Origin of the sequence: Bradyrhizobium sp. AZCC 1578, assembly GCF_036924675.1 — a bacterium.
Lineage (GTDB): Bacteria > Pseudomonadota > Alphaproteobacteria > Rhizobiales > Xanthobacteraceae > Bradyrhizobium.
On the sequence record NZ_JAZHRZ010000001.1, the window covers coordinates 5,134,556 to 5,155,909 of the forward strand.

A 21,354-nucleotide genomic window follows, 5' to 3' on the forward strand; every position below is an offset into this window, starting at 1 on the left:
TAAGTCAGCCGCCGGTCATCGGCGGGAAGAATGCAATCTCGCGTGCGCCTGATATCACGGCATCGGGCTTGACATGGGCCTGGTCGATCGCAGCCCGGATCACCTTCGGCTTTTCGAAGGCATGGGCGTAAGTCTCGCCGCGGCTGGAAAGCCAGCCGATCAGATCGCTCACCGTGCGCACGTCGGCCGGCGGCTCGACGGTTTCTTCGGCGACGCCGACCCGCTCACGCACCCAGGCGAAATATTTGACCCTCATCCCTCATCCTCCTTGATGAGGTGATGGATGCCGGCGCGGAAATAGTCCCAGCCGGTGTAGATCGTGAAGAGCGCCGACATCCACAACAGGACGATCCCGATCAGGGTGGTCGCAGGCAGGAGTTGCTCGCCCGCCTCGCCCGCGATCAGGAAACCGATTGCGACCAACTGGATCGTGGTCTTCCATTTGGCCAGCTTGGTCACGGGTACGCTGACCCGCAACGCCGCGAGATATTCCCTCAAACCCGAGACCAGGATCTCGCGGCACAGGATCACGATGGCGGCCCACAGGGTCCAGCCGTGGATGCTGCTATCGGCGGCCAGCATCAAGAGGCAGGACGCTACCAGGAGCTTGTCGGCGATCGGGTCGAGCATCCGGCCAAAGGCGGATTGCTGGTCCCAAATTCGCGCATAGTAGCCATCGAGGTAATCAGTCACGGCGGCGGCGAGAAAGACCGCCAGCGCTACCCAGCGCAGCCAGAGCGGGCCGTCCTGGATGGATTGGGCGAAAACGCAGCCGACCACCACCGGAATGGCGGCAATACGGGCGTAGGTTAGAATGTTCGGCAGGGACAGGGTCTTGGCCTGTCCCTTAGTTGTCGCGATGTTCATCCGTCTTACCAATACCGCTGGAGCGTGAAGGTCAACCGTGCGGATGTAGATCATCTGTCGCAGGCGACGCCCAAATGACATGCCTCTCGACGCGAAGTCCCCTTAACCCGCCTGTGCATGGAAAAACTCAAAGATCTTGCGGGCGCTCTCGGCGCTAACGCCTGGAACCTTGCCGAGGTCCGCGATCGAGGCCCGCTCGATCTCCTTCAGTGTTCCGAAGTGGTGCAGCAAGGCACGTTTGCGTGACGGGCCGATGCCCGGGATTTCCTGCAAGCCCGCTTCTCGGATGTCCTTTTTCCGCAGTTTGCGGTGCGAGCCGATCACGAAGCGATGCGCCTCGTCGCGCAGCCGCTGGATGAAATACAGGACGGGATCGCGTGGTTCGAGCTTGATGGCTTCGCGGTCAGGCATGAACAGGGTCTCGCGCCCGGCATCGCGGTCCGGGCCTTTTGCCACGGCCATCAGGCAGACCTGCGTCAGTCCCAGACCCTCGAAAATTTCCCTGACGGCGTTGAGCTGGCCACGGCCGCCATCGATGATGACGAGGTCGGGCCATTGCGGAAACGAATCATCGTCGGCCTTGGCCGCATCGCCCTCCGGCGGCTTCAACAGCCGCTTGAAGCGCCGTTCCAGCACTTCGCGCATCATCGCGTAGTCGTCGCCGGGCGTCAGTCCCTCGGACTTGATGTTGAACTTGCGATACTGGTTTTTGATAAAGCCATCCGGTCCCGCCACGATCATTGCACCGACCGCGTTGGTGCCCTGGATGTGACTGTTGTCGTAGACCTCGATGCGCTTCGGCACCTGCGGCAGTCCTAATGTGCTCGCCATCGCTTCCAGGAGCCGGCCCTGGGTCGCGGTATCGGCGAGCTTGCGGCCGAGCGCCTCGCGCGCATTGGTCAGCGCATGCGTGACCAGTTCTTTTTTCTCGCCGCGCTTCGGCACCGAGATTTCGACTTTGTAGCCGGCCTTCACGCACAGGGCGTCGGCCAGCAGCGCGCATTCCTCGATCTCATGCGACAGCAAGATGAGTTTTGGTGGCGGCTTGTCGTCGTAGAATTGTGCGAGGAACGAGGCCAAGACTTCCTGCGGCGTGAACGACTTTTCCGCGCGCGGAAAATAGGCGCGGTTGCCCCAGTTCTGGCCGGTGCGGAAGAAGAACACTTCGACGCAGGAATAGCCGCCTTCCTGATGGATGGCGAACACGTCGGCCTCTTCCACTGTGCGGGGATTGATGCCCTGCTGCGACTGGATCGCCGACAGCGCGGCGAGACGATCGCGATAGAGCGCCGCGGTCTCGAATTCGAGCTCGTTCGATGCCTTCTCCATCTCGGCTGCGAGCAGCTCCTTCACCGCATGGCTGCGGCCGGACAGGAAATCGGTAGCCTCGCGCACCAGCTCGCCATAGCCGGGGAAGTCGATCTCGCGGGTGCAGGGCCCGGAGCAGCGGCGGATCTGGTACAGCAGGCAGGGCCGCGTGCGGCTTTCGAAAAAGCCGTCGGTGCAGGAGCGGATCAGGAACGCGCGCTGCAGCGCCGTGATGGTGCGGTTGACGGCGCCGGCGGATGCGAACGGCCCGAAATATCGTCCGGGCCTGGTCTGGGCGCCGCGATGCTTGAGGATCTGCGGCGCCCAATGGTCGCCTGTGATCAGGATGTAGGGGAACGATTTGTCGTCGCGTAGCTGCACGTTGAAGCGTGGCCGTAGCTGCTTGATCAGGTTGGCTTCCAGCAGCAGCGCTTCGGTCTCGGTCGTGGTGGAAACGATCTCGACCGTGACGGTCGCCGCGATCATCCGAAGGATGCGCGCCGGCAAGGGCGCGTTGACGCGGGCGTAGGAGGCAAGCCGCTTGCGAACGTTTTTCGCCTTGCCGACGTACAGCACGTCGCTGGCGGTATTGAGCATGCGGTAGACGCCGGGAGAGGTCGGTGCCAGCCGCACCGCGTTTTCGATGGCTGCGTGGCCGACCGCCAGCGGGCCTTCGGCAATCGCATCAGTGGGCTCCTCGGGGGCTTCCGGCAGGCGCGCCTCGTCGTCCTCCTCGGCGGCAGATGTCGCGGGATCGACGTCGGCGGCGGCAGTCAGGTCCTGGGGCGGCAAATCCGGCTGGGAACTCCGCCGCGCCTTGCGCGGGGGCTGCGGATGGTCGGTAGAATCGTGATCCATGGGCCTAAATTAAGCGCTGCAGGGCGGCATCGCCAGCGCTCGCGGCGCGCTCTTCGTGGAGACGCTGGTAACGCTTCCTTAAGACTGATGAGTGGGCGCTAACCCGGCTTAACAACCCTTTAACTTAAAACTCTCGATAAATCTTACCGGAAAAAGGTGGAGTTCCGTAACCAGGCCGGTTTCTCGCCGGCAGGGTCGCGGCAGTTGCGTGGAGTTGGGGGATGAGCAGGCTTGTGTGGGGCGCGCTGGCGCTGATCGCTACCGGCTGGACCACGTCGGCGCGGGCGGCCGACCTCTACGGATCGCGCCCGCCCTTGACAGTCAACCAGACGCAGTTCGGCCCCGATAGCTGGGCTGGCCCCTATCTCGGCGGCAACCTCGGCTATGCCTGGGGCTCGGTCGCGAACAATCCGACCAAGCCGTCCGGTTTCGTCGGCGGCGTTCAAGCCGGCTACAATTGGCAGAACGGCGGACCGTGGGTGTTCGGTCTCGAAGGCGACATCCAGGCGACCGGCGCCGAAGAAACCTTCGCGCCATGGAAATTTTCCAACCCTTGGTTCGGCACGATTCGCGGCCGCGCCGGCTACGCGTTCAACAACATCTTGTTCTTCGGCACCGGCGGTCTCGCCTTCGGCGAGCTGCGCGCTACTACCTTTGGCCTGACGGAATCTCATACCAATGTGGGCTGGACGCTCGGCGCCGGCGCCGAAGTGGGACTCGCGCCGAATTGGAGCGCCAAGATCGAATATCTCTATGTCGATCTGGCCAACAGCAACTTCGTTATTACGGGTGCGTCGAACGGTTACCGGTTCGGCCTGATACGGGCCGGCGTGAACTGGCACTTCTAAGAAAAGAAACTGGCGGCGACCACCTCCCGGCGGCAGTAAGTCGCCGGGATTTTTTTGCCTTCAGGCCGCGGGCATTGCAAATCTCCACGCTGTGGACGGCGACGCCATGCCCAGCGCAATCTTCGCAGCAAGAATTCAGTCCGCGTTCAACGTGAGCGTCAGCTCACGATGAAATCACCAGGTTGACCGCCTTGGGGCCTTTGCCCTTCTTATCCGGTTCGACCTCGAACGTAATGCGCTGCCCTTCAGTCAAATCCTTCAATCCGGCCCGCTCGACGGCGGTGATGTGCACGAACACATCGCGGCCGCCGTCATCGGGCTTGATGAAGCCGTAGCCGCGTTCTCCGTTGAAGAACTTGACTGTTCCAGTCATGGCCATCGGGAAACTCCTCCCCCGTATTGCTCTGCCGTTACGCGCATCTCGCGCATCGGCCGACCGGACATTCGCTGCCGGAAGCTTGGCCACCTGAGCTGATCGGATTCACGCCGCCGATCGACCCGGATTCTTATTCGGCCTTGATCACTCCGCCGCAACCATTCGCGGAAGCGGAACGTAAAGCCAGTCCCAACGGACTGAGCATAATACGGTTTCGCGTAAATTGCCTACGGCGATTCGCACTTTCCACCGGCCGCGCCGAGGCTCACGGCTTGGGCGTTTCCAGCCTGAACCGGCCGGCCCCGCCCTGGCCGAGCGGTTTTTCTAGCTCGGGTAGAATTGTCTTCAACTCACCGGCCAGCGTCCACGGCGGATTGACGATTAGGAGGCCGGTGGAGGCGAGGGGGCCGCCCGGCTCCTGCGGCGCAACGCTGAATTCAAGCCGCAGACATTTCCCGGCCGGCCTGCTGGCCGCGGCAGCGCTTGCGACGAGCCGTGCCAGCGTGTCGGTGGCGCGCCGGCTCTTCACGGGATACCAGATCAGATAGCTGCCGGTCGGCCACTTCGCGTAGGCTTCGGCGAATCCGCCGGCCAGCCGCTCGAATTCGTCTTGTTGCTCGAACGAGGGGTCGATCAGCACCAAACCGCGCCGCTCGTTGGGAGGCACGAAGGCCGGCAACGCCGTCCAGCCGTCGAGATCGACCACCCGCGCCTGGCTGTCGCGGCGCAGCGCATCGATCAATTGCCTGCGGGCATTGGGCTCGATTTCACAGGCCGTGAGGCGGTCCTGCGGCCGCAGCAGAGCGCGGGCGATCAGGGGCGATCCGGGATAGGCCTCGAGCCGGCCCGGCGCATTGAATGCCCTGATGATATCGAGATAGGGGGTCACCAGCGGCAGCGCGCTTTCCGAGAACCGCGCCTGCATTACCCGCGCAATGCCGGTCAGCCATTCGCCGCCGCGGCGCGCCTCCTCAGCCGTGAGATCATAGCGCCCGGCGCCGGCATGGGTGTCGATGACGCGAAACGGGGCCTGCTTTTCCTGCAGATAGGTCAGCATGCGTACCAACACGATGTGCTTGATGACATCGGCAAAGCCGCCGGCGTGAAAGGCGTGTCGGTAGTTCATGGCAATCGGCCGACCAATTGGAGAAGACGTATTGTCTTCTACTCGTCGGGGCCGGGCTTGTCCTGCTTCGCGAAACGCTTCGGAGGACCAGGGCTCCGGCGTACCTCCGATGAGCGAACGATATGTTCACCTGATCGGCGCTGACGATGTCAGGTCCGCCGGCCACGCAATGCAATCCGCCGCTGATCGAATGCAGAGCGCGGCGGCGAACATGGAGCGCGCCTTCGAGAGCCACCAGCGCTTTCTCGAAGACTGGCTGAGCCGATTCGAGCAAATCATGGAGCGGAAGAATGGCTAAGACGTTGACCAAACTGCAGTTCAGCAATCCGCTGATGGCCACCCGCACCGAGGAGTCGTTCCACCTCAGCACGCTGCTCGACCTCGTCGGGAGGGACGGGTTCGTCGCCGGCAGCGACCTGCTGGCGGTGTCGTCGCTCTACCCCGGCCTCGAGCTAGCCATCACCGGCGTGCACTGGCTCACCGGGCTGCCGCTGGTCGGCGCGCAGATCCTGGTGGTTCTGCTGGCGCGATCGTCATCTGACAAGACCCGCCTGATTTCTTCCGACTTGACGCATGCCGATATCGGAATATGATGGCGCCCATGGCACGAGCAGCGACGACGTCGGACATCTTCAACGCTATCGCCGAGCCGCAGCGCCGGGAAATCCTGGTACTGCTGCGGATGGGTGAGCGGCCAGTGACCGAGTTGGCCCAGGAGCTGGGGATGACCCAGCCGGGGGCGTCCAAACACCTGCGGGTGCTCCGGGAGGTCGGGCTGGTCCGGGACCGCAAGGCAGGCAAGCAGCGCCTGTACGGCATTGACGCCCGCAAGCTGCGACCGGTCCATGAGTGGACTGGCGGGTTCGAGCGGTTCTGGAATGAGAGCTTTGACCGACTGGACGCGTACGTGCAGGACCTCAAGCAGGCAAGGCAGAAGGAGTGACCGATGGCCGCGACAGGACACGACGCGCGAGCGCAGTCAGCGACGGCCGACCGCGAGATCGTGATCTCCCGCGTCATCGATGGCCCGCGGGAGCTGGTGTTCGAGGCATTCACCGAAGTCCGGCATCTGTCGAGATGGTGGGGACCGGAGGGATTCACCACCACCACGCGGGCGTTCGAGTTCCGCGTCGGCGGGGAGTGGGACTTCGTGATGCACGGACCGGACGGGACGGACTACCAGGAGTGGATCTCCTGGACCGAGATCGCCCCGCCGGAGCGGATCGCGATGCTGCATGGTGAGTCCCGCGGCGACCCGAACGCCTTTGAGTCGGTCCTCACGTTCGGGCCCGACGGCGCGGCGACCCGGATCGAGATGCGCACGGTGTTCCCCACCAAGGAGCTGCGCGACGAGGCGGTCGAGAAGTACCACGCGATCGAGGGCGGCCAGCAGACCCTGAGCAAACTGGCTGCCTACGTCACCGAGATCGTTCGAAAAGGAGTTGAGGACTGATGGCCGGGAGGGTGTTCTTTAGCGTGTCGATGTCGCTGGACGGGTTCATCGCGCCCGAGTCCCTCGAGGATTTGATGGGGCAGCAGTGGATGGAACTGCAGCAGTGGATGTTCCCGCAGCGGTTTATCCGGGAGAACCTGAAGCTCGGCGAGGGCGGCGAGGAGGGGCGCGACAACGACATTGTGCGGGAGACGTTCGAGCGCACCGGCGCGAGCGTGATGGGCAAGCGCATGTTCGACGCCGGCGAGCAGGCTTGGCCGGAGGAGGCGCCGTTCCACACGCCGGTCTTCGTCGTGACGCACGAGAAGCGTGACCCCTGGGAGCGGCTGGGTGGGACCACCTTTCACTTCGTCAATGACGGCATCGAGTCCGCGCTCGATCAGGCTCGCGAGGCCGCCGGCGACCGAGACGTCCGTATCGCGGGCGGCGGCGCAACGATTCTGGAGTACGTGAACGCTGGCCTGATCGACGAGTTCTCGATCGCGCTTTCACCCGTGCTGTTCGGCTCCGGAATCCGCCTGTTCGAGGGCGTGGACGCGGGCCGCGTGGCCCTGGAGCCGGTCCGCGCGGAGCCGACGCGGCGGGTGACCCACCTGACCTACGCAGTCCGGGAGCGGTAACTGTCTCGACCTCAGCGCTTCCCCGCCGAGGTCAGCAGCGCGGTGAGTTCCTCGAAGCTCTGATCGTCAGGAAGGGCGAGCGTTCGGGCTGCGATCTCGGCCTGAAAACCCGGCGAAGCCTTGGCGAAGACGGGATGGCGAAGACGGGTCCTGCTTCGCGAAACGCCTCAGGATCAGGGCCAAAATGTCGGCGACGTTTTGCTGCAGATAGGTCCCGGCCATCCACGTGTCTTGCAGATGACGATAAGCCGTGGATGACCGGGAACGCAGACAACTCTAGGCAGTCTGCGCAAGGCGGCCGCCATGCCTGGCATGGCGGTAAGCGGGTCTTCAGCCGCCCCTTACCGGCGGCATCACCACCTCGTCACGCCGGCAGGCGCGGCGGTCGATTTCGTCGCAGGCGCGGAATTCCATGTCCTTGCTCAGGCAGACCCGCACCTCGCTCAGGCGCCGGCTCGAGCAGGTCACCGAAATCGCCGAACTGCTCAAGCCCGGGTTGATCTTGATAAAGGCCTCCTCGACATCGCCGGGGGCGATGGTCTTCTGCTCCGGCAATTGCAGGAATTCCTCGGGAATCTTTACCGCCGCGCGCGCCTTCCGGATGCTCTCGAAATAGGCTCGCGCGCCAAGGCCCGAACAGGTGCCGTGCTTGTCCCACTCGTTGAAGATCAGGCCGGGCGCCGGCATCAGGTCCAGCATCGAGGTCATGATGTTGCGATCGAGCCGCGGCGAGGGCCGCTGGCAATATTCGGGAAAGCCGCGCTCATATTGCGGCCACAGGCCGTGAACCACGAAGGAATAGGGGCGGCTGCACTGGGCCTGTGATCGCCCGCTATTGCCGCGCTCAGCCGCCGCCTCGCAGAAGGAGGGCGACCAGGAAAGAGCCAGGACATAAAAATCGAATTCGCCTGGCGCGTTCTGCCGGCGGTCTTGTGCGGACGCTGTCCCGGCCAGGACGACAACAAGAGCCAGCGAAATCAGAAGCCGCGAAATAATGATGGACCCGTGCATCGAACGCCCCCTCTACTCGACTACCGGGAGCCTAGCAGGGAGTCGGAACATTTCAAGAACAAAATTGGATCAATCCCACAATCGGCCCGAGTCGGCCGGGGATCGCTTGCCGGATTTCAGGGCGATCAGGGCCGCGCGGCCCTGCAGCCGGGGCTGTAGGCCCAGTTGCGGTCAAGCCCGGTCACGCACCATTCGACGCCCTGGCCGAAGCCGGCAAAGCCGCCATCCTCGATGATCGAGTAGTGCACGGTGCGCATCTTGCCGTCGCTCAGCATCACGTCGCCGCTGCAGTAGCGGCGCGGAATGTTGTCGGACTGCCATGGTCGAAAGGCGGTTTCATGGATCCGGCTGTAACCGGTAATCGTCAGCGCCGAATTCCAGAACTTGCTCTCTTTCTCCTGGAACTGGTACGCGATCGTCGATAGCGCCCGCTCGCATTCGGCGACGCGGCCGTCATAGCGTGGGCCGAACAACCCGAAATTGAGCTCCATGGGGTTGGCGGCCTGCGCGGCCTGGCTGGAGACCAACAAAGCGAGCGCCGCTGCCGTCAGGCCGAGTGCTCTCAAGGATGTGAACAAATTGCGCATGGGAATCCGCCAGTAAGCCAACGCATGGACGGTGCCGCGAAGCCCTGACAAGGTCAAGTGCAGCGCGGCAACACCTGACAGCCAAGTCCGCCTCGTGCCGCAAGCATTCTTTTCACGGCCATCGGCGCACACTATGGTGCGGTTCGAGCGAAATGGAGTCTGCGATGCGAAGAATTGTGGCCGCGAGCCTGATTGCCATGGGCGGGATGCTGGCGGCGGCGCCGGCGCAGGCGCATTGGTGGGATATCGACACAGTACCGCCGTTCAAGGGCAACGACACCGGCGGCATCATCGCCTATCCGCTCGCGATGCAGGCTGACGCCCGCCAGCTCGCCGTCGATCACTGCGCCCGCTACGGCAAGGTGGTGAAATTCCTCGGCGTGCAGCCCAATTACGGCGGCTACGTTTCCTTTGCCTGCCGCTGGGTGCCCTATGGCGCCGCTGAGCGGCCGCTGCGCACGCTTTACTGAGCGCTGCCGCTACCTGTTTTCCGGCTGGACATGTTTTCGCCACGCGGAGCGTGTGTTCACTTCGCGATGACGATCTCTGGAAGAATTCAGCGGGGGCCACCCATGAGACGACTGCTTCTTGTATCTTGTTCGGCCGTTGGTGTGCTTGCTCTGTTGCCGGAAAGCGGCGCTATCGCCGTGGAGTTGCCGGTGCGCAAGGCCGGCCTGTGGGAGATGAAAGTGGTGAGCACGGGCTCGCCGTCATCCGAGATGACGATGCACCAATGCACCGACGAGACCACCGACAAGGGCATGAGCACCGCAATGTCGCCATTGGCCAAGGAGATCTGCTCCAAGCAGGATATCCAGAAGACCGCAACCGGCTACGTCACTGATTCCGTCTGCGGCGTCGCCGGGATCACGGTCAAATCCCGTGCCGAGATCACCGGCGACTTCAATTCCGCCTACACCGTAAAATCGACCTCGCAGAGTGAGGGCGGCATGGCCGGCGCTCCGCGCGACAACAGCTCGACGATCGAGGCCAAATGGGTCGGCGCCTGCAAGGCGGATCAGAAGCCAGGCGACATCATCATGCCCGGCGGCATGAAGATGAACATCAAGGACATGGAAAAGCTGAAGGCGCTGATTCCGAAGAAGTAGGGGAAGTAACGAGGTCGCAGAATCTGTCGCGGCGAATTGTCGTCCCTGCGAACCCAGGGGACCCATACGCCGTGCCGTAAATTTTGAGAGCCGCCGTTCAACGGCTTTTTGTTCAACAACGAAGCCCTGTGGTTATGGGTCTCTGCGTTTGCAGGGACGACACAGTTCGGTACCTACACCGGCACCCTTACCGCCGCGCGCAGGCCGCCCATCGGGCTGTCGCCGAGCGTGATGTCGCCGCCGTGCGAGCGGGCGATGTCGCGGGCAATGGCGAGGCCGAGGCCCGTGCCGCCCTCGTCCTGGTTGCGGGCGTCGTCGAGCCGCAGGAACGGCTTGAACACTTCCTCGCGCATATTGACCGGAATGCCCGGCCCGTCGTCGTCGACCGTCACCGTCAGATAGCGGTGATCGCGGTGGCCCGTGATGGCGACCGTGTTGGCGTGGCGCGCCGCATTGGAAACCAGGTTGGCGATGCAGCGCTTGAACGAGGCTGGCTTCACCGTCACCACCGGCAGGCCGTGGAACGTCACGGTTGCGGTATGGCCGTGGCGTTCGGCGTCGCTGCGCAACTCCTCCAGCGCCATCGCCATGTCGGTCGGCTGCGCGATCTCGCCGCTGTCGCCGCGCGCGAAGGCGAGATAGGCCTCGAGCATGCCGGACATTTCGTCGACGTCCTTGCGCATGCCGTCGACTTCGGGACTGTCGCCGATCAGCGCCAGCTCGAGCTTGAAGCGGGTCAGGATGGTGCGCAAATCGTGGCTGACGCCGGCGAGCATCGCGGTGCGCTGATCGATCGAGCGTTCGACGCGGGCCTTCATCTCCAGGAATGCCTGTGCCGCCTGCCGCACCTCCCGCGCGCCGCGCGGACGGAAATTCGGCACCTCGCGGCCCTTGCCGAAACTTTCGGCGGCGTCCGCCAGCCGCAGGATTGGCCTGATCTGGTTGCGCAGGAACAGCACCGCGACGATCAGCAGGATCGAGGAGGTGCCGAGCATCCAGAAGATGAAAATCTCCGAATTGGAGGCATAGGCGGCGCTGCGCTGCGCGAACACGCGCATCACGGCATCGTCGAGCTGGATGCGGATTTCAACCAGATTGGACTTGCCGACGGTATCGATCCAGAACGGGCGGCGGATCTGGCGGCCGATCTGCGACGACAGGGTCTGGTCGAGCAGCGAGAAGAATGGTTTCGGCCCGGGCTGCGGCATATCGCCGACGGGAAGAAAATCGACGACCAGTTGCAGCCGCTGCCCGATGTGGCGCAACTGCGCGCGGTCCTTGTCCTGCGGAAAGGCCTTGTAGACGTCGATCAGGCTGGCGATGTCCTGCACCACGGCCGCCGACAGGCGCCGTGTCACCGTGTTCCAGTGCCGCTCCATGAACACGAACGCCACGACCGTTTGCAGGATCACCATCGGCACGATCATGATCAGGAGCGCCCGGGCATAGAGGCCGGTCGGCATCCAGCCCTTGAACGCGTTACCCATCCAGCCATTGGCCCTGGAGACGCGTTGCGACGCGTTGCGGATGAACGTCAGGCCGGTGTCGAGCGTGCTCATGAGCTGGCTCAGGGCGACGCAACCAGGCGATAGCCGATGCCGCGCGCCGCCTGCAGGAACAGCGGATTGGCGGGATCGCGCTCGATCTTGCGCCGCAGCCGGTTGATCTGCACGTCGACTGCGCGCTCGTTCACCGTGCCGCCGCCGGTCAGCGCCGCGCGCGGCACCGTTTCGCCGGGACTGGCGGCCAGGATGCGCAGCATTTCGCGCTCGCGGTCGGTCAGGTGAACGATCTCCTCGCCCTGGCGCAGTTCGCCACGATCGAGATGGAAAATGTAGGGGCCGAACGCGATCTGCTCCAGCGCCTCCACCGGCGGCGGCGCGGAGCGCTTGAGGATATTGCCGATCCGCAAGATCAGCTCGCGCGGCTCGAACGGCTTCGCAACATAATCGTCGGCGCCGATCTGCAGGCCCTCGATCCGCGCCTCCGCCTCGTGACGCGCCGTCAGCATGATGATCGGCACCGACGAGGAGGTGCGAATGAATCGCGCCAGGTCGAACCCGGTTTCGCCGGGCATCATGACGTCGAGGATCAGGAGGTCGAAATGCAGGCCGAGCAGTTTTGCGCGCGCATCGCCCGCGCTTGAGGCAGTGGTGACGCGATAGCCCTCGCCGGTCAGAAACCGCGACAACAGATCGCGGATACGGCGGTCGTCGTCGACCAAGAGCAGATGCGGGGCGTCATCAGCCAGTTGCCGCGGCGCGCGCGTGGTGGCTGCAGCGATGGTTGCTCCTTGCGGCACAGTCACTCCCTTGGCTTCTTGCTGCCGATCCCGAAGATCGCCTCCAACACCTTGTCGGGGTCGTCGCGATCGATCATCGCGCGCAGGAACTCGCTGATCGCGGCGACACCTTCGGGATTGATGTCCCGGAGCGCGCGGGTGATGCGATCGGTCTGCAGCCCTGCGAGCTTTGCCACCAAGGCTTCGCCCTTCGGGGTGGCGTAAAGAAGGCGCTGCCGGCGGTCGTTATTGCCCGTCTTCTGGATGATGTAGCCCTCATCGAGCAACTGCTTGAGCACCCGGCCAAGCGACTGCTTGGTGATCCGCAACACGTCCAGGAGGTCGGCGACCTTGAGGCCGGGGTAGCGGTAGACGAAATGCATCACGCGGTGATGGGCGCGGCCGAACCCGAAAGCCTCGAGCTCATGGTCGGCGTCGCCGACGAAGTCGCGATAGGCGAAAAACAGCAGCTCGATAATGTCCCAGCGAAATTCGCCAGCCCGCGGGGCAGGGCTGGCGGCCTCCTGCGAATCGGAGGCTACGGAGCCCTTTGAGAAATTTATGTCAGTCATGTTGACATATCTTGGGTTCAATGTTACAAAACTTCCAGCCACGACGAAACTTTAGGTCGTTTCGAACCTGGTGACGTGTCAGGCAGCCGGAAAAAGCCAGCGATGGCGGCAACGGCCGCAAATGGATTACCGTGCGATTGTCGAGCGGCATTTCGGCAAACATACTGGACTTCGGCATCCCGCAAAAGCATGTCCTCGACCGACATGACGGCGACGGAAGCCGGCCGCAAGGCCGGTGATGGTGAAGTTCAGACCCGTGAAGGCCCGGAAGACGCATGCCGGCGCCAATATGGGCGCCGATTTCCAATAGCGGGAAACAAGGGCAAAGGGGAATGAGTTTGAAATTCGAAATCCGGCCTGCGGCGAATCCAACTCCTGAGAGGGAGCGCGCGGCCAAGCTCGTGGACCCGGGCTTCGGCCGGATTTTCACCGATCACATGGCCATCGTCCGCTACAATCAGGCGAACGGCTGGCATGACGCGCGGGTCGAGGCCCGCGCAAATTTTCCGCTCGATCCGGCGACAGCCGTCCTGCACTACGCGCAGGAGATTTTCGAAGGCCTCAAGGCCTATAAGCGCGACAACGGCGTGAACCTGTTCCGCCCCGACGCCAACGCGAGGCGCTTCAACAATTCGGCTGAGCGCATGGCCATGGCGCCGCTGCCCGAGGCTATCTTCATCGAAGCGGTCGAGCAGATCGTGCGCATCGACAGCGCCTGGATCCCGGGCGGCGAGGGCAGCCTCTATTTGCGGCCCTTCATGATCGCGAGCGAGATATTCCTCGGCGTGAAGCCATCGGCGGAATACATCTTCGCCGTCATCGCCTCGCCGGTCGGCTCCTATTTCAAAGGCGGACCTGCGCCGGTGTCGATCTGGGTGTCGGAGAATTATACGCGCGCCGCGATCGGCGGCACCGGGGCCGTCAAATGCGGCGGCAATTACGCCGCGAGCCTGCGCGCGCAGGCTGAGGCCATCCAGCACGGCTGCGATCAGGTCGTTTTTCTCGACGCGATCGAACGCCGCTACATCGAGGAGCTCGGCGGCATGAACGTCTTCTTCGTGTTCGACGACGGCTCGCTCTCGACGCCGCCGCTCGGCACCATCCTGCCGGGCATCACCCGCGATTCGATCATCGCGCTGGCAAAGGATTCCGGCACGGTCGTGCGCGAGGAGCCCTACACGATCGACCAGTGGCGCGCGGATGCCGCCAGCGGAAAACTGAAAGAGGCGTTCGCCTGCGGTACCGCAGCCGTCATCTCGCCGATCGGCAAGGTGTGCTCGGCGAGCGGCGATTTTCTGATCAGCGGCGGCGTCGCCGGCCCTGTCGCCATAGGGCTGCGCAAGAAGCTCGTCGATATCCAGTACGGGCGCGCAGCGGACCCGCACGACTGGATCAGAAAGGTCCTGTGACCGGCGGCGGAATCGTTCCGCTGCTTCTGCAATCGCAGGGTTGCCGGGTGTGGCCGGATCTTTCCGTCATGGCCGGGACGAGCCAGCATGATGAATTCTGGTTCCTGTGCAGACGAGGCCGCGCTTGCCGCGTCCGGCGCGCGCTGATAGGACCGCCGTATGCGTGACAATACCCAAAAGCCCAAAAAACCGCAGAAACTGAAGGCGCGGCTGCCGCGCGGGCTCGAAGACCGTGGCCCGGCCGCGATTGCGGCCACGCGCCAGATGGTCGAGAAAATCCGCGAGGTCTACGAGCGCTACGGTTTTGAGCCGGTGGAAACGCCGGCGATGGAGTTCACCGATGCGCTCGGCAAATTCCTGCCCGACCAGGACCGGCCGAACGAAGGCGTGTTCTCGTTCCAGGACGACGACGAGCAGTGGATCTCGCTGCGCTACGATCTGACAGCGCCGCTGGCGCGCTATGTGGCCGAGAATTTCGACGCGCTGCCGAAGCCGTATCGCAGCTACCGCGCGGGTTACGTCTATCGCAACGAGAAGCCAGGTCCCGGCCGCTTCCGCCAGTTCATGCAGTTCGATGCCGACACGGTGGGCTCGGCCTCGCCGGCGGCGGACGCTGAGATGTGCATGATGGCCGCCGATACGATGGAAGCGCTCGGCATTCCCCGCGGCTCCTATGTGGTGAAGGTGAATAACCGCAAGGTGCTTGATGGTGTGCGCGATGCGCTAGGCATTGCCGATGACGGACAATGGCTGACGGTGATGCGCGCGATCGACAAGCTCGATCGTCTCGGCATTTCCGGCGTGCAGCAGTTGTTGGGCGAGGGCCGCAAGGATGAGTCGGGAGACTTTACCAAAGGCGCCGGCCTGAAGCCTGATGACATTGCATTGGTCGTTGGTGCGATCGAGCAGGGCGCACAGATCGATGCGCGGCTGCGCGACAGCAAGGTCGGACAGGAAGGTCGCGACGAACTCGATGCGATCAGCAAGCTGGTGACGGCGTCGGGCTATGGGGAGGACCGTATCGTGATCGATCCATCTGTCGTTCGCGGTCTCGAATATTACACCGGTCCGGTCTACGAGGTCGAACTCACCCTCGAAACCAAGGACGAGAAAGGCCGACCAGTGCGCTTCGGCTCGGTCGGCGGCGGTGGCCGCTATGACGGTCTCGTCTCGCGCTTCCGCGGCGAGCCGGTGCCGGCAACGGGCTTTTCGATCGGGGTGTCGCGCTTGCAGGCGGCGCTGACCATGCTCGGCAAGCTCGACACGCGGCCCGACTTCGGCCCCGTCGTGGTCACCGTGTTCGATCGCGATCGTGTCGCCGACTACCAGAAAATGGTCGCCGAGCTTCGCAACGCCAATATCCGCGCCGAGCTCTATCTCGGTAACCCGAAGAACATGGGCAACCAGCTCAAATATGCCGACCGCCGCAACTCGCCTTGCGTGATCATCCAGGGTTCGGACGAAAAGGCGCGCGGCGAAATTCAGATCAAGGATCTGATCGAAGGCGCCAAGGCGGCAGCCGCGATCGCCTCCAACCAGGAATGGCGTGAGACTCGCCCCGCTCAGTTTTCCTGCGCCGAAAGCGAGATCGTCACACGCGTGCGCGAGGTGCTCGCGCGCCATGACGTGAAGTGGGGCAACTGATTTTGTCATGCGCGGGCTTGACCCGCGTATCCATCTTCAAAATGATGGATTGCCGGGTAAGCAAAACAAAGGGAGCACTACCGATGCCTGAGATCACCATCAGCATGGCCGCCGGCCGGACCGAAGAACAGAAAGTCGGCATGATGCGCGACATCACCCAGGCGCTGGTGAAGAACCTCGGCGTCGATGCGGAAGCCGTCGTGATCCAGATCAACGAGGCGCCGCTCACCCACAAGATGAAGGGCGGCAAGACGTTCGTGGAACGCGCTGCAGCGGCGAAGAAGTAACTCCCGTCGTCCCTGCGAACGCAGGGACCCATAACCACCGGCGTTGTTGTTGGAGCAAGCTGGAGCCCCAGCTCGGCCGGGCCACGTAGATTTGTGGTTGTGGGTCCCGGCGTTCGCCGGGACGACAGCGGGAGTTGTTTGCAGCAGGAATCCCCATGGACGCACGCGACTTCATCAAGATCGGCATGAGCGCGGAACGGACGCTGGTCGTGCCGCCCGAGCGCACGGTCGGGCATTTCGTGCCTGATATGCCGATGGTCTATGCGACGCCGATGATGATTCTGGAAATGGAGATGGCCTCGAGCGACGCCATCAGAGGCCATCTTCAGCCGGGTTGGATCACGGTTGGCACCGAGGTCGATATCCGCCATCTCGGCGCCTCGCTGGTCGGCGCGACGGTACGCGTCACGGGAAAGGTCGTAACCGTCGAGCGCCGCGTGATCCGCTTCGAAGTCGAAGCCTTCGAAGGCGAGCGCAGAATAGGCGACGGCCGCCACGCCCGCGGTCTCGTCAATGTCGAGACGTTCACGAAGAGGCTTGCAGGGAAGTAGCGGCGACCGCCGAACCGTAGGGTGGGCAAAGGCGCGCTTGCGCCGTGCCCACCATCCGGCACCGTGCTCGCAATGGTGGGCACGCTTGCGCTTTGCCCACCCTACGATTCCGTCTACTTCGCCAATTCCTTCGAGCGCTTCGTTGCCGCCGCGATCGCGCGGATCATCAACGGCTGCAGGCCGTCGTTGGCCATCAGCACTTCCAGCGCGGCCGCGGTGGTGCCGCCGGGCGAGGTGACGTTCTGGCGCAGCGTGGCCGAGGCAAGTTCCGAGCGGTGCAGCAGTTCGCCGGAGCCGGCGACGGTTTCGCGCGCGAGCTTCGTTGCAAGCTCGGCCGGCAGGCCGGCCTCGACGCCGGCGCGCGCGAGCTCTTCGGCGAGCAGGAACACGTAGGCCGGGCCGGAGCCGGACACGGCGGTCACCGCATCCATCAGGCTTTCGTCCTCGACCCATTCGACCGAGCCGGTGGCGCGCAGCAGCGCATCGGCCGTGGCGCGTTGCGCGGCGCTGACATTTTTCGCCGCGACCGCAACCGTGATGCCGCGGCCGATCGCGGCCGGCGTGTTCGGCATCGCGCGAACCACCATGCCGCCGCAGACTTCTTCAAGTGCCGCAATGGTCGTGCCCGCCATGATCGAGACGACGAGCGTGTTCGCTCCGACGAATGACTTCAGCGCCGGCCCCGCTTCGCGGAACGTCTGCGGCTTCACCGCCATCACCAGCGTATCGACTGTACCCGCGTCCTTCGGATTGAGGCGGACGCCTTGCGCCGCCAGCGCGCCGATCTCAGCGGATGGCTGCGGCTCGATCACGATCACGCGGCTTGCGTCGAGCCCGCCGGCCAGCCAGCCGCTCAGCATCGCGCCGCCCATCTTGCCCGCGCCGGCCAGCGCAATGGTGCCGCGGAGATTTTGGAGTGTGTTGGTTTTCACGGTGTCACCATGAATTCTGCCGTCGTCCATGCGAACGCAGGGACCCATAACCACCGGCGGTTTTAGTAATGCTCAGAAGGGGCCACAAGCAGTTTGCTTGAGCCTGGCGGTCACGGAGTATGGGTCCCTGCTTTTCGCAGGGACGACACCGTGCGTGTGGAAGCGGCGGGGCCTACGCCTCGCCCTCGGTATCGAACATGGCCGCGCTCATGGCTTCCACGGCGCTCTTTCCCGCCCAGACCACGAACTGGAACGCGGGGTAGTAGCGCTCGCAGGCGTGGATGGCGCCGGCCAGCATGACCTCGCATTGCGCGGTCGAGGCGGTCAGCCCGCCCGGCAGCAGCAGCGCTTGCCGGTACATGATCATGCCGGTGTGGTTCCAGATGTCGAAGTGGCCGACCCATAATTGTTCGTTGATCGCCGCGATCAGCCGCTGCACTTCCGCGCGGCGTGCGGGGGGAATCTTCATGTCGAACGCGGAGGCCAGGTGCAGCGCCTCGATCTCCGCCATCCAGGTGAAGGAGAGCTGGTAGTCGGTCCAGTTCCCCTTGGAGACGATCGTGACTTCGTCTTCGCCGGAGCGCTCGAACGCCCAGTTGTTTTCGGCGGCGATGTCCTCGACGGCCGCGAGCGGGTTGTTCCGGGAATCAATAATGCCTTCGAGGAGGGACATGCCGTCTCGACCTTGTTTTTGAATTCTTCTGATACGCACCCAAGGGGACGGCACGCGTTGAACTGATGCGGTGCCGCCGACTGCAATCCCCCGTTCGCGGATCATCCCGGGGCCTGCCGAGATCAAGTGATGTGATTTGCGGAATCCGCGCAACTGACCCCTGAGTCCGTCCACAGGCCAAAGCGGCGTCGTCCACAGTTGAACGCGGTCATACCTATTAATTTGAGAACAAACCGGAATCGGATTCGAGCGCTACGGAGTCTAAGACGCCGGAGGAAATTGGGCAGGTCCGCCACAATGGTTAATTTGTGGTTAATTTTCCCGGCATCGTCTCGCTTTCTCGGCCTGGCGCGGAGACGGCACATACTGAAGCCGTGCAATTGACAGCCGCGCGGGCCGGGGCGCATATTTTCGTTCGGGTGGATACGACCCGCTGCTTGCGCCCTGTTGAGGGTACGGTGAATGTATCGAGCCGCTTCAGGCACCCTTTGCCCAAGCGAACGAGTCAGTAACGCAAGCGCCTGACATTTTCTCGTTCGCCAATGCAGAGGATCCCATGCGTGATTTCCGCGATGCAAAGGCTATGGCGCACACCCTGCGCGAGGCCCTGAAGGCCAAATCTGTTTCCTTAACCCACAGCGAGAGCCTCGAACTGGTCGCGAGGACGCTCGGCTTTCCGGACTGGAATTTTCTGGCTGCGAAGATTCAAGCGAGCCAGCCGGCTTCATCGGAGACGCCGCGGCCGGCCACGGGCTTGAAGGCGACGCCGGCGCGGCCGGTGGTTCCGATCGTGCCGATGCGGGACCTCGTTCTGTTTCCGCAAATGTTTGCGCCGATCTTTGTCGGGCGCGACAAGACGAAGCGCGCGATCGAGCGCGCTCTAGCGACCGATCGCCGAGTTCTCGTGCTTACGCAGCAGCGCTCCGGCGACGACGATCCGGCGCTGGATGCGCTTTACTCGGTGGGTACAACCGCAGACGTGATCCATTGCGTTGCGCTGCCGGACGGCACTCTCAAGGCCCTTGTATCCGGCCTCGAACGCGCTTTGGTCGTCAGGCGCAAGGAGGAAGAATTTTTGGCAGCGGAGATTGCGCCATGCGTGGAGAGCCGCGGCCGGACGGCGGATGCCACTGCGCTGTGCGGAGCCGTCATCGAAGCCTACAGGGTCTATGCGAATCTCGATCATACATCGCTGCCAAAGCCGCTTCAGGCGCGTCTGCGGCTGCCCAGCATCGAAGAGCCCGGGATGTTGGCCGATTCAGTTGCACCATTGCTGTCGGTCGGACTAGACCAGCGGCAGCAACTCCTGGAAACCAGCGATGTGGTTACGCGGCTTGAGAAGATTCTCGAGTTGCTGAAAGCCGGTCAACAGGCGGCTTGAAGAACCGGCGGGACCGCTTTCGGATTCGTGAATGTTTCGCCGTGCATCGGTATCTCCCGGACCGTTCGCAAATCGCCGCTTCACTCCGGCTTTAGCCCACCTGCGCGAACCACCTTGCCCCATTTCTCGGTCTCGTCTGCGATCAGTTTGCCGAAATCGGCAGGCGAGCCCGGCATCGGCGCGCCGCCGATGGCGGCAAGCCGGGCCTTCATGCCGGGATCGGCGATCGCCGCGTTGATCTCCTTGTTGAGTTTGTCGACGACCTCGGCCGGCGTGTTCTTCGGTGCCGCAAAGCCGTACCACTGGCTGGCTTCATAGCCTGCCACGACATCGCCTACGGTCGGAACCTCCGGCAGCTCCGCCATGCGCGTGGCCGTCGTCACCGCGAGCGCGCGCAGCTTGCCGGTCTTGATGTGATCGGCGGTGCCGGGCGCGGCGGCAAACAGGATCTGCACTTGGCCGCTGATCAAGTCCGTCATTGCCGGCCCCTGGCCGCGATAGGGGACGTGGATCATGTCGACGCCGGTCATCATCTTGAACAACTCGCCCGCCATGTGTGGCGCGCTGCCGCTGCCGGCGGAGGCCATGTTGACCTTTCCCGGGTTGGCTTTGGCGTAAGCGATGAATTCGGCCAAGGTCTGCGCCGGCACCGCGGGGTGCACCAGCACCACCATCGGCACACGAATGACGCCGGCCACCGGCGCAACGTCGCGGACGAAATTGAAATTGAGCTTTTCGTAGAGCGAGGCGTTGACCGCGTTTGGTACCGTCGCCAGCAACAGCGTGTAGCCATCGGGCGCCGCATTCACGACGGCCTCGGTGCCGATATTGCCGCCGGCGCCGGTGCGGTTCTCGACGACGAAGGGTTGCTTGAGATGGTCGGCCAGCCACTGGCCGATCAGCCGCGCCGTGATATCGACACCGCCTCCTGCAGCGAAGCCTGCGATGATCTTCGTCGGCCGCGTCGGATAGTCGAGCGCGGATGCCAGTCGCGGCAAGGCAGGCGCAGCGATCAGTGCGCCGGCGAGCTTGAGGAAATTCCGACGAAGAATTTTCATGTTGAGCGTCCCCCTGTTCTTGGCAAGCCTATCTCAATTGCCGCGGTTTGAGTAAAGGCAGCGATCCGGCAGGCCACATGCCCTGTTCCGGCGGCATGGGGACATGCCGATTCCCCATGCCAAAGAAGCTTGCTGACGGCCCGGCCTTGGTCATATCCTTCGACAGGTCGTCCATTCCGGGCGGCCGATGTTCTCAGGGCGGGGCGAAAATCCCCACCGGCGGTAAGGGTGACGTAGCCCAAGCCCGCGAGCGCCTTCTTCTCGCCTGAGCAGAAGGGTCAGCAGATTCGGTGTGATTCCGAAGCCGACGGTTACAGTCCGGATGAAAGAGAACGGTTTGCGGCGGCTCGCACCTTTGCGCGTGGGCTGGCGTCGTTCCGTATGCCCTGATTCTGGTCCTGAA

Annotated in this window: 26 protein-coding genes and 1 riboswitch; of the genes, 13 read left to right on the plus strand and 13 right to left on the minus strand. The window is 63.6% G+C overall.

What is annotated here, in order from left to right; genetic code table 11:
• Positions 1 to 4: 4 nt before the first annotated feature.
• The 3 genes from moaD to uvrC all read right to left on the minus strand — a co-directional run bounded on the left by moaD (position 5) and on the right by uvrC (position 3,033).
• Entirely contained in the window at positions 5 to 256 is a 252-nt protein-coding gene (moaD, locus tag V1290_RS24600; RefSeq protein ID WP_028350725.1) for a molybdopterin converting factor subunit 1, read from the minus strand.
• The gene (pgsA, locus tag V1290_RS24605) at positions 253 to 867 is read right to left on the minus strand and encodes a CDP-diacylglycerol--glycerol-3-phosphate 3-phosphatidyltransferase (protein WP_334366761.1); all 615 of its coding nucleotides are present in this window, start codon (positions 865 to 867) and stop codon (positions 253 to 255) included. The genes moaD and pgsA overlap by 4 nt, the downstream gene beginning before the upstream one ends.
• Before the next feature lie 102 nt (positions 868 to 969).
• A complete protein-coding gene (uvrC, locus tag V1290_RS24610; RefSeq protein ID WP_334366762.1) occupies positions 970 to 3,033 on the minus strand; it encodes an excinuclease ABC subunit UvrC in 2,064 nt (687 codons plus the stop codon).
• Between the two features lie 221 nt (positions 3,034 to 3,254).
• Here uvrC and V1290_RS24615 point away from each other — a divergent pair, with 221 nt between their 5' ends.
• Entirely contained in the window at positions 3,255 to 3,881 is a 627-nt protein-coding gene (locus V1290_RS24615; protein ID WP_334366763.1) for an outer membrane protein, read from the plus strand.
• Between the two features lie 163 nt (positions 3,882 to 4,044).
• Here the strand turns inward: V1290_RS24615 and V1290_RS24620 are convergent, their stop codons facing one another.
• Entirely contained in the window at positions 4,045 to 4,260 is a 216-nt protein-coding gene (locus V1290_RS24620) for a cold-shock protein (RefSeq protein WP_028350729.1), read from the minus strand.
• A 262-nt stretch (positions 4,261 to 4,522) separates the two neighbouring features.
• On the minus strand, positions 4,523 to 5,383 hold the full coding sequence (locus V1290_RS24625) for a 23S rRNA (adenine(2030)-N(6))-methyltransferase RlmJ (RefSeq protein ID WP_334366765.1): 861 nt from the start codon (positions 5,381 to 5,383) through the stop codon (positions 4,523 to 4,525).
• Between the two features lie 109 nt (positions 5,384 to 5,492).
• On the opposite strand from V1290_RS24625, the gene V1290_RS24630 reads away from it, so the two are divergent.
• The 5 genes from V1290_RS24630 to V1290_RS24650 are packed head-to-tail and all read left to right on the plus strand — an operon-like array spanning position 5,493 to position 7,456.
• The gene (locus tag V1290_RS24630; RefSeq protein WP_334366766.1) at positions 5,493 to 5,681 is read left to right on the plus strand and encodes a hypothetical protein; all 189 of its coding nucleotides are present in this window, start codon (positions 5,493 to 5,495) and stop codon (positions 5,679 to 5,681) included.
• Positions 5,674 to 5,976, plus strand: coding sequence for a hypothetical protein (locus V1290_RS24635; RefSeq protein WP_334366767.1), 303 nt, complete (start codon positions 5,674 to 5,676; stop codon positions 5,974 to 5,976). Before V1290_RS24630 ends, V1290_RS24635 begins: the two co-directional genes overlap by 8 nt.
• An 8-nt stretch (positions 5,977 to 5,984) precedes the next feature.
• Positions 5,985 to 6,326, plus strand: a complete 342-nt coding sequence (locus V1290_RS24640; protein ID WP_334366768.1) for an ArsR/SmtB family transcription factor — start codon at positions 5,985 to 5,987, stop codon at positions 6,324 to 6,326.
• A gap of 3 nt (positions 6,327 to 6,329) precedes the next feature.
• Entirely contained in the window at positions 6,330 to 6,836 is a 507-nt protein-coding gene (locus V1290_RS24645) for an SRPBCC family protein (RefSeq protein ID WP_334366769.1), read from the plus strand.
• Positions 6,836 to 7,456 (plus strand): dihydrofolate reductase family protein, encoded by a 621-nt coding sequence (locus V1290_RS24650; protein WP_334366770.1) that lies wholly within the window; start codon positions 6,836 to 6,838, stop codon positions 7,454 to 7,456. The genes V1290_RS24645 and V1290_RS24650 overlap by 1 nt, the downstream gene beginning before the upstream one ends.
• 330 nt (positions 7,457 to 7,786) lie before the next feature.
• Here the strand turns inward: V1290_RS24650 and V1290_RS24655 are convergent, their stop codons facing one another.
• Together V1290_RS24655 and V1290_RS24660 are read right to left on the minus strand one after the other, a co-directional pair.
• Positions 7,787 to 8,467: a ribonuclease T2 gene (locus tag V1290_RS24655; RefSeq protein WP_334366771.1), complete on the minus strand. Its 681-nt coding sequence runs from the start codon at positions 8,465 to 8,467 to the stop codon at positions 7,787 to 7,789.
• 125 nt (positions 8,468 to 8,592) lie between these two features.
• Positions 8,593 to 9,054, minus strand: coding sequence for a hypothetical protein (locus V1290_RS24660; protein WP_334366772.1), 462 nt, complete (start codon positions 9,052 to 9,054; stop codon positions 8,593 to 8,595).
• Between the two features lie 164 nt (positions 9,055 to 9,218).
• On the opposite strand from V1290_RS24660, the gene V1290_RS24665 reads away from it, so the two are divergent.
• Both V1290_RS24665 and V1290_RS24670 read left to right on the plus strand, forming a co-directional pair.
• On the plus strand, positions 9,219 to 9,524 hold the full coding sequence (locus tag V1290_RS24665) for a hypothetical protein (RefSeq protein WP_334366773.1): 306 nt from the start codon (positions 9,219 to 9,221) through the stop codon (positions 9,522 to 9,524).
• 102 nt (positions 9,525 to 9,626) lie between these two features.
• Entirely contained in the window at positions 9,627 to 10,163 is a 537-nt protein-coding gene (locus V1290_RS24670) for a DUF3617 domain-containing protein (RefSeq protein WP_334366774.1), read from the plus strand.
• Positions 10,164 to 10,336: 173 nt separating this feature from the next.
• On the opposite strand, the gene V1290_RS24675 is transcribed toward V1290_RS24670, so the two are convergent.
• From V1290_RS24675 to V1290_RS24685, 3 genes are read right to left on the minus strand one after another with little or no spacing between them, the layout of a single operon-like run.
• Entirely contained in the window at positions 10,337 to 11,722 is a 1,386-nt protein-coding gene (locus V1290_RS24675; RefSeq protein ID WP_334366775.1) for an ATP-binding protein, read from the minus strand.
• 8 nt (positions 11,723 to 11,730) lie between these two features.
• Positions 11,731 to 12,471, minus strand: a complete 741-nt coding sequence (locus tag V1290_RS24680) for a response regulator transcription factor (RefSeq protein WP_334366776.1) — start codon at positions 12,469 to 12,471, stop codon at positions 11,731 to 11,733.
• The gene (locus V1290_RS24685) at positions 12,468 to 13,016 is read right to left on the minus strand and encodes a MarR family winged helix-turn-helix transcriptional regulator (RefSeq protein ID WP_334366777.1); all 549 of its coding nucleotides are present in this window, start codon (positions 13,014 to 13,016) and stop codon (positions 12,468 to 12,470) included. Before V1290_RS24685 ends, V1290_RS24680 begins: the two co-directional genes overlap by 4 nt.
• 332 nt (positions 13,017 to 13,348) lie before the next feature.
• Here V1290_RS24685 and V1290_RS24690 point away from each other — a divergent pair, with 332 nt between their 5' ends.
• From V1290_RS24690 to V1290_RS24705, 4 genes are all read left to right on the plus strand, one after another.
• Positions 13,349 to 14,425: a branched-chain amino acid aminotransferase gene (locus tag V1290_RS24690; protein ID WP_334366778.1), complete on the plus strand. Its 1,077-nt coding sequence runs from the start codon at positions 13,349 to 13,351 to the stop codon at positions 14,423 to 14,425.
• Positions 14,426 to 14,689: 264 nt separating this feature from the next.
• Entirely contained in the window at positions 14,690 to 16,069 is a 1,380-nt protein-coding gene (hisS, locus tag V1290_RS24695) for a histidine--tRNA ligase (RefSeq protein WP_442895073.1), read from the plus strand.
• An 83-nt stretch (positions 16,070 to 16,152) separates the two neighbouring features.
• On the plus strand, positions 16,153 to 16,356 hold the full coding sequence (locus V1290_RS24700) for a tautomerase family protein (protein WP_171710092.1): 204 nt from the start codon (positions 16,153 to 16,155) through the stop codon (positions 16,354 to 16,356).
• Positions 16,357 to 16,511: 155 nt separating this feature from the next.
• Entirely contained in the window at positions 16,512 to 16,907 is a 396-nt protein-coding gene (locus V1290_RS24705; RefSeq protein ID WP_334366780.1) for a thioesterase family protein, read from the plus strand.
• A gap of 113 nt (positions 16,908 to 17,020) precedes the next feature.
• Here the strand turns inward: V1290_RS24705 and proC are convergent, their stop codons facing one another.
• Together proC and V1290_RS24715 are read right to left on the minus strand one after the other, a co-directional pair.
• A complete protein-coding gene (proC, locus tag V1290_RS24710; protein WP_334366781.1) occupies positions 17,021 to 17,887 on the minus strand; it encodes a pyrroline-5-carboxylate reductase in 867 nt (288 codons plus the stop codon).
• Between the two features lie 124 nt (positions 17,888 to 18,011).
• On the minus strand, positions 18,012 to 18,512 hold the full coding sequence (locus V1290_RS24715; RefSeq protein ID WP_334366782.1) for a YbjN domain-containing protein: 501 nt from the start codon (positions 18,510 to 18,512) through the stop codon (positions 18,012 to 18,014).
• 556 nt (positions 18,513 to 19,068) lie between these two features.
• On the opposite strand from V1290_RS24715, the gene V1290_RS24720 reads away from it, so the two are divergent.
• Positions 19,069 to 19,893: an LON peptidase substrate-binding domain-containing protein gene (locus V1290_RS24720; RefSeq protein WP_334366784.1), complete on the plus strand. Its 825-nt coding sequence runs from the start codon at positions 19,069 to 19,071 to the stop codon at positions 19,891 to 19,893.
• Between the two features lie 80 nt (positions 19,894 to 19,973).
• Here the strand turns inward: V1290_RS24720 and V1290_RS24725 are convergent, their stop codons facing one another.
• Entirely contained in the window at positions 19,974 to 20,951 is a 978-nt protein-coding gene (locus tag V1290_RS24725) for a Bug family tripartite tricarboxylate transporter substrate binding protein (RefSeq protein ID WP_334366785.1), read from the minus strand.
• 185 nt (positions 20,952 to 21,136) lie between these two features.
• Positions 21,137 to 21,289, plus strand: a riboswitch (FMN riboswitch).
• Positions 21,290 to 21,354 lie beyond the last annotated feature (65 nt).